Source organism: Flavobacterium sp. ZB4R12 (genome assembly GCF_048276375.1).
GTDB classification, from domain to species: Bacteria; Bacteroidota; Bacteroidia; order Flavobacteriales; family Flavobacteriaceae; genus Flavobacterium; species Flavobacterium gawalongense.
In genome coordinates, this window is record NZ_JBLNKS010000054.1 from 1 (window position 1) to 1,058 (window position 1,058).

Here is a 1,058-nt window from a genome sequence, read left to right on the forward strand (position 1 = left end):
CTGCGTCTATTGAATTGATGTTCTTCTTCGGAACATTTTACCCCGTCTGAACAATTGTTCACAAGTTGATTTTCTCCATAGCCTTTGCCAACTAATCTTTTTGGGGAAACCCCATTTTTAATTAACCAGTTTATTGTCGATTTAGCTCTTCTGTCGGATAAGGCTTCATTGTATTTGAATGATCCACGACTATCTGTGTGGGAACGAATATCGAGTTTCATAGCCGGGTATTGATTCATTACATCCAATATTTTTTCTAGATCCAATGCCGCTTCTATTCGGATATCTGATTTATCAAAATCGAAATAAATCATTTTTATACCGAAACATTTACCCAAATCATCGCCCACGGCCACTTTGCAAGTTGCTTTTTCTAACGCAAAAGGTAAATGTGTTTTTCCGTTTGCTGCAGCAATGGTAATTATTTGCTCTTTGGTGGTATATTCTTCTTTTGCGGCTCTTACACTATATCTTTTGCCACATTCTACTGGGAGGGAATAGTTGCCTTTTTCGTCTGAAACAGCAGTGCTTATAAGGTTGAGCTTATCGTCAAGCAAAGTTATTTTTGCATTTGGCAGGACTTCAGCGGTAGCTAAATCGGTAATTTCTCCATACAATAATTGTTCACAAGTAAGTCTTCTGGTTTCCAGGAATTTATAAATATCATCATAACCTTGCCCCCCATCTCTATTGGAGGAAAAAAAGCCTCTTCTGGATTTAGTGTCAATTAAATAGGCAAAATCATCTTTAGGGGAATTGGCATCCGCTCCTACATTTTGAACCTCATAGAAAGTACCGTCTGCATTTATTTTAGACACAAATATGTCCAGACCACCAAGACCGGGATGCCCGTCTGAGGCAAAATAAATCTCGTTTTCGTCATTTACAAATGGAAAAGTTTCTCTTCCTTCTGTATTGATTGTGTTTCCTAAATTTTCAGGGGATCCAAAACTCCCGTCATCATTTATTTTTACTTTAAATAAATCAGACTGTCCCAGCGTTCCAGGCATATCGGAAGCAAAATACAGTGTTTTTTCGTCAGGACTTAGTGCGGGGTG

At 38.3% G+C, this 1,058-nt stretch carries 1 protein-coding gene; it reads right to left on the reverse strand.

Annotated elements, in window-relative coordinates:
* On the reverse strand, window positions 1-1,058 hold a 1,058-nt coding region (locus ACNO7W_RS16395), incomplete at both ends, for an OmpA family protein (RefSeq protein WP_417938929.1).